Below are 6,136 nucleotides of genomic sequence, written 5' to 3'. Positions count from 1 at the left end.
CTGGACGTCTGGGTGGGGGCCTGTCCGCGAGACCGCGGCGATAAGCGGTTGTTTTGTGGGCCTGGACGTCTGGGTGGGGGCCTGTCCGCGAGACCGCGGCGATAAGCGGTTGTTTTGTGGGCCTGGACGTCTGGGTGGGGGCCTGTCCGCGAGACCGCTGCGGTTGGCGGTTGTCTTTTGCGGGCCTGGACCTCTGGGTGGGGGCCTGTCCGCGAGACCGCGCGCGGTTGGCGGTTGTCTTTTGCGGGCCTGGACCTCTGGGTGGGCGCCTGTCCGCGAGACCGCGGCGCTTGGCGGTTGTCTTTTGCGGGCCTGGACGTCTGGGTGGGGGCCTGTCCGCGAGACCGCTGCGGTTAGCGGTTGTCTTTGCGGGCCTGCACGCGTGGGCGGCGGCCGGTTCGCCAGACCGCGGCGGTAGCGGTGGTCCTTGGGTCCCGGACGCGTGGGGGCCTGTCCGCGAGACCGCGCGCGGTTCGCGGTTGCGTCCCGGACGCGTGGGTGGCGGCCTGTCCGCGAGACCACGGTGGTTAGCGGATGCCATTGCGGCCTGGACGTGTGCAGGGACCTGTCCTCGAGACCGCGGTGGTTAGCGGGTGTCCTTGCGGGCCTGGGCGCGCTTGGTGGCGGCCCGGGTCGTGGCGTGGCGCTTGAGGCGGTCCGGCGTGCGATGGCTGCGGTCGGCGACCTGGTCGTCGCGGGGATCGCGGCGGCCGCCCGACGATGGGGGAGGCGGCGGCGGGGTGAACGTGGCCGCGCGGGCCTCGGCGATGCGCTCGGCCTTGAGTTCGCGGGCCGCGGCGCGGGCGGCCGCGGCCAAGCGGCGGCTCACCCGGGCCAGTGCGGCCTCGAAGACCTCGGCCTTGTCGCGGTCGCGGCTGCCCCTCGGGTAGGCCTTGCCGCGGGCCCCGGTGGAGCGCACCCGCTCCGCCGACTGGCGGCGGTAGAGCTTGGTGTATTTGTCCCGCGCCCGGCGCACCCGGGTGTGCAGCGCCACCAGCTCGTCTTCGTCGAGCGGGGCCAGCTCCTCGCCCGCGGTCTCCCGCACCAGCATCTGCTCGGCCTCGGTCATCGATCCGACAAGCGCCTGCATGGCAACCACCCCTCGTGCGAAGACTTCTCACCAATCTTCGCCGCGGGAGCGGGGCAACCGGGCCGGTTTGGGTTAGTACGTGACCCCGATCTGGGCGCGGATCTCGTCGAGCAGGCCCATCACCTCGAGCGTGGTGTCGTGCGGAATCAGGGGGCTCTCCAGCAGGCCGGCATCGAGGCAGCGCTGCACCTCGATCGCCTCGAACTGGTAGCCGTGGCCCTCCTGCGCGCGGGTGACCACAGACGGCGAGGCGCCCGGGCGGTGCAGCGTGTAGGACGTCGTGTGGAAGAAGTCCGGCAACTCGATCCGGCCGCCGGTGCCGGTGATCGTCGCCTGTACGCCGGTCGACCCCAGCAGGCCGCAGGTCAGCGACGCGACCGCGCCCGAGTCGTAGCCGAACAGGATGCCGGTGTTCTCGTCGGTGCCCTCTGGGCCGATCTTGGCCCAGGCCCGGACGTGGTCGGGCGCGCCGAGCACCAGGTGGGCCATCGTGACCGGGTAGACGCCCAGGTCGAGCAGGGCGCCGCCGCCGAGCTCGCGGGCCCGCAGGCGGTGGTCGGGCAGGAAAGGACCATAAATCCCGAAATCAGCGGATACGGTGGTCACGTTGCCGATCTCGCCGGCCGCGATCAGGTCCAGCACCGTGCGTACGGTCGGATTGATTCTGGTCCACATCGCCTCCATGAAGAAGACGCCCGCGTCGCGCGCGGTGTCGACCAGCTCGGCGGCACTGGCCCGGTCGAGCGTGACCGGCTTCTCGCAGAGCACCGGCTTGCCGGCCCGCAGGCAGGTCATCGCCGCCGCGTGGTGCGCCGCGTGCGGGGTCGCGACGTAGATCACGTCAACGTCGTCGTCGGCGGCCAGCGCCTCCCACGAGCCGTGCGCCCGGGGCGCGCCGAAGCGGTCGGCGAACGCCTTGGCCGACTCGATCGAGCGCGACCCCACCGCCGCGAGCTCGGCACCGGGCACGAACCGCAGGTCGGCGGCGAACTTGGCCGCGATCGCGCCGGTTGCCAGAATTCCCCATCGCGTCATGGCCCGCAGGTTAGCCGAGCCAACCGCTAGGCTCTGCCGGTGGTCGAGGAGTTCGAGGTGCCGCCGGAGATCGCCGACCACGCTCGGCGCTTCGCGGCCGAAGGCAGATCCCCCGCGGTGCCCCGCCTGGCCGCGACCGTCCTGCTGCTGCGCCCGACAGCGCCGGCGGGCACGACAGCCGGCGGCTTCGACGTCTACCTGATCCGCCGGGTCGCCGCGATGGCGTTCGGCGGGATGTACGCGTTCCCCGGCGGCGGCGTGGACCCCGGCGACTCACAGGCCGACCTCGGCATTGACCCGGCGGCCCTGGCGCAGCGGCTCGAAACCGACCCCGAGCGCGCCCAGGCGATCGTCTGCGCCGCCGCCCGTGAGGTCTTCGAAGAGGCCGGCGTGCTGCTCGCCGGCCCGACCGCCGACACCGTCGTCGGCGACGTCAGCGGCGACGACTGGGAAGCGGCCCGGCGCGCGCTGGTCGCCCGCGACCTCGGCTTCGCCGACCTGCTCCGGCAGCGTGACCTGACCCTGCGCGCCGACCTGCTGGCGCCGTGGAGCCGCTGGATCACGCCGGAGTTCGAGCCGCGCCGGTTCGACACCTACTTCTTCGTCGCCGCGCTGCCGGGTGGCCAGGTCACCCGCGACGTCTCCGGCGAGGCCGACCACACCATGTGGATCCGGCCGGCCGAGGCGGTGGCCCGGGCCGAGCGCCGCGAGGTGGCCATGCTGCCGCCCACCGTGATGACGCTCAAGCAGGTCGGCGCCTGCCCCGACATCGCATCGGTGTTCGCGGCCGCGGCCGACCGCGAGCCGGCCACCCCGATGACGCCTACGCTCGACCTCACCGGGGATCGCGGCCCGCGGTTCACCTACCGCTGAGGTCGCGCCGCACCGCCTCCGCCGTGTGGGTGTCGGCCTTGCACAGGTCGGCCGGCGTGCCGGTGAAGAGCACCTCGCCGCCCTTGGTGCCGCCCTCCGGGCCGAGGTCGATGATCCAGTCGGCGTTTTTGATCACGTCGAGGTTGTGCTCGATGACGACCACCGAGTTGCCCTGGTTGACCAGCCGGTCGACGATCGCCAGCAGGTGCGCGATGTCGGACATGTGCAGGCCGGTGGTCGGCTCGTCCATGACGTACACCGTGCCGGTCTTGTGCAGTTCGGTGGCGAGCTTGATCCGCTGGCACTCGCCGCCGGAGAGCGTGCTCAACGGCTGGCCGAGCCGCAGATAGTCGAGCCCCACGTCGTTGACCGCAGTGAGGATCGCCCGCAGCTTCTTCTCGGTGAAGAACTCCACCGCCTCGGCCGCCGTCAGTTCCAGCACGTCGGCGATCGACCGGCCCCGGAGGTGGTAGCCGAGCACCTCCTCGGAGAACCGCCGGCCGTGGCAGACGTCGCACGGCGACTTGAACCCGTCCATGAACCCGAGGTCGGTGTAGAGCACCCCGAGGCCCTGGCAGTTGGGGCAGGCGCCCTTGGAGTTGAAGCTGAACAGGCCGGCGTTGACGCCGTTGGCCTTGGCGAACAGCCGGCGGATGTCGTCCATCAGCCCGGTGTAGGTGGCCGGGTTGGACCGGATCGAGGCGCCGACCGCCGACTGGTCGATGTCGATCGCGTCCGGGAATCGGCCGAGGAACACGTCGTTGATCAGACAGCTCTTGCCGGACCCGGCCACGCCGGTGACCACGGTGAACACCCCGGTCGGGATGTCGACCGTGACGTTCTTGAGGTTGTTGACCGTCGCGCCGCGGATGGTCAGCGCGCCGGTCGCGGCGCGGGCGTGCGCCTTGAGCGGCAGCGCGTGCTCCATGCACCGGCCGGTCAGCGTCGGCGCGCCGGACAGTTCGGCGACCGTGCCGGTGAAGACCACCTCGCCGCCGTGTGCGCCGGCCCTCGGTCCCATGTCGACGACGTGGTCGGCGATGGCGATCACGTCCCGGTCGTGCTCGACGACCAGCACCGTGTTGCCCTTGTCGCGCAACTTGACCAGCAACTCGTTGAGCCGCTGCACGTCGTGTGCGTGCAGGCCGATGCTGGGCTCGTCGAAGACATACATCATGTCGGTCAGGCTGCTGCTCAGGTGGCGGACCATCTTGATCCGCTGTGACTCGCCGCCGGACAGGCTGGTCGTCTCCCGGTCGAGCCGGATGTAGCCGAGGCCGATGGTGACCAGGTTCTGCACGCGGTCGGTCAGGCTCTCCACGATCGGGCGCCCGGCCGCGTCGACGGTCGGCGCCAGCTCGCGCAGCGTGGCCAGCAGTTCGGTCGCCTCCATGGCCAGCAGATCGGTGATGTGATAGCCGGCGACCTCGGCGGCCAGCGCCGCCTGGGTGAGCCGGGCGCCCTTGCAGAGCGGGCAGGTGCCGGTCGTGACGAAGCGGAGGAGGACCGCCTTGTTGCGGTCGGACATCGCGCCGAGGTCTTTCTTGATGTAGAGCCGGTTGAACTTGTCGACCAGGCCCTCGTAGGTGGTGTTGATCTTCCCGCCCTGCCACTCGAGCGGGACCTTGCCGGTGCCGTGCAGCAGCCGCTCCATCTCCTCGTCGGTGAACTCGGCGAGCGGCTTGTCGGGGTCGTAGAAGCCGGAGTGCAGATAGCCGTTCAGATACCACCCGCCGGCGGCGAAGTCGGGGTGCAGGATGGCGCCGCCCTTGAGTGACTTCGACCGGTCGAGGAACTTGTCGAGGTCGATGGTGGTGACCTGGCCCAGGCCCTCGCACTCGGGGCACATGCCCTGCAGGTCGTTGAACGAGAACGCGTTGGAGAACCCGACGTAGGGCCGGCCGACCCGGGAGAAGAGCAGCCGGATCAGCGGGTTGATGTCGGTAATGGTGCCGACCGTCGAGCGGGAACTGCCGCCGAGCCGCTTCTGGTCGACGATGATGGCGGCCGACAGGTTGGCGATCGAGTCGACGTCGGGCTGGCCGTAGCTGGGCAGGAAGTTGCGGGCGAACGCGGTGAAGGTCTCGTTGAGCTGGCGCTGCGCCTCGGCGGCGACGGTGTCGAAGACGAGTGACGACTTGCCCGACCCCGACACCCCGGTGAACACGGTGATCTGGCGTTTCGGGATCCGGACGGCGACGTTCTTGAGGTTGTTCTCGCGGGCTCCGATGATCTCGATAAAGTCCGTCTGCACGCCGTACACTGTACGGAACGGCGCCGAGCGGTCAACAGAGTTTCGTCACGTACGCCCGGGTGTCGTGCCCGCCGGTCGGCAGCAGCGCGACCGCCTCGCTAGGGCCGCGCCGGTAGGCGTACGCCTTCGTGGTGTCCAGAACGAGGTCGCCGCCGTCGTGCGCGCGCGCCGCCGCGGGCCCGGCGGTGAGGCCGTGGCCGACCGCCGACGCCGTCACGGTGGGCCCGCCGGCCGGGCACTGCGCGAAGCTGATCGACTCGTCGTCGACCACGCTCGCGCCGAGCGCGGTGAGCAGGTCGCGGGGCCCTGCCTCCTGCGGATATTCCGGCAGCAGGTGCGCGACCGCGGTGTTCACCGGCCGGCAGCCGGTGGTCAGCGTGACCTGCACTTCCTCGGGCGAAATGACCTTGCCGCGGAGTGCGACGAACTCGCCGGCGTCGGCGCGCAGCGCCTTGCGGTCGGTGCTGACCTCGACCAGGTAGGACGCCGGATAGCCGGCGCCCAGCACGGTCAGGAAGTCTTCGGCGCCGCCGGCCGCGGTAAAGAAGCGGACCACGCCGGTGGCGGTCGCGCCGGAGCGCATCGGCGTGATGCGGCAGCCCTCGTTGATCGTGACCGGCATGATCACCGGGACGGTCCGGGGGCCGGCCTGGCCGACCGTCAACCCCAGCGCCCGGTCGAGCGCGCCGACCCCTGCGGCCAGGTCACGCTGCTCGCGCACGGTCGGCGGGTCGGTGCGATGCGAGACGACCGCGAGACCGCCGAGCACGAGGGCCCAGGCGAGCAGGCCGCCGAACACGAGGAGTCGTCGGCGCGTCGCGGTCACCGGGCCATGGTGACATGACGGCGCCCCGGCCGGTGGCCGGGGCGCCGTCGTCGAAGCG

At 71.3% G+C, this 6,136-nt stretch carries 5 protein-coding genes; 1 reads left to right on the top strand and 4 read right to left on the bottom strand.

The features are described 5' to 3' along the window. Nucleotides 1-586: 586 nt before the first annotated feature. A complete protein-coding gene (locus AB0J74_RS06205; protein ID WP_363445216.1) occupies nt 587-1,090 on the bottom strand; it encodes a hypothetical protein in 504 nt (167 codons plus the stop codon). Between the two features lie 72 nt (nt 1,091-1,162). Continuing rightward, nucleotides 1,163-2,125 carry a Gfo/Idh/MocA family oxidoreductase gene (locus AB0J74_RS06200; RefSeq protein WP_363445214.1) on the bottom strand — a complete coding sequence of 321 codons (963 nt, stop codon included), beginning with the start codon at nt 2,123-2,125 and terminating at the stop codon, nt 1,163-1,165. 39 nt (nt 2,126-2,164) lie between these two features. On the opposite strand from AB0J74_RS06200, the gene AB0J74_RS06195 reads away from it, so the two are divergent. Continuing rightward, the gene (locus AB0J74_RS06195) at nt 2,165-2,998 is read left to right on the top strand and encodes an NUDIX hydrolase (protein WP_363445212.1); all 834 of its coding nucleotides are present in this window, start codon (nt 2,165-2,167) and stop codon (nt 2,996-2,998) included. Here AB0J74_RS06195 and AB0J74_RS06190 read toward each other — a convergent pair. Both AB0J74_RS06190 and AB0J74_RS06185 read right to left on the bottom strand, forming a co-directional pair. Next, entirely contained in the window at nt 2,985-5,252 is a 2,268-nt protein-coding gene (locus AB0J74_RS06190) for an excinuclease ABC subunit UvrA (protein WP_363445211.1), read from the bottom strand. The genes AB0J74_RS06195 and AB0J74_RS06190 overlap by 14 nt on opposite strands. A gap of 31 nt (nt 5,253-5,283) precedes the next feature. Next, on the bottom strand, nt 5,284-6,078 hold the full coding sequence (locus AB0J74_RS06185) for a hypothetical protein (RefSeq protein ID WP_363445209.1): 795 nt from the start codon (nt 6,076-6,078) through the stop codon (nt 5,284-5,286). Nucleotides 6,079-6,136 lie beyond the last annotated feature (58 nt).

The sequence above is a fragment of the Asanoa sp. NPDC049573 genome (assembly GCF_040676615.1).
Classification (GTDB): domain Bacteria; phylum Actinomycetota; class Actinomycetes; order Mycobacteriales; family Micromonosporaceae; genus Asanoa.
This window is presented reverse-complemented; position numbering and strand designations above follow the sequence as displayed.

Bases quoted from the DNA above. Each gene is read 5' to 3' on its own strand.
- AB0J74_RS06200 (WP_363445214.1), bottom strand. From the start codon at position 2,125: ATGACGCGATGGGGAATTCTGGCAACCGGCGCGATCGCGGCCAAGTTC.
- AB0J74_RS06205 (WP_363445216.1), bottom strand. From the start codon at position 1,090: ATGCAGGCGCTTGTCGGATCGATGACCGAGGCCGAGCAGATGCTGGTG.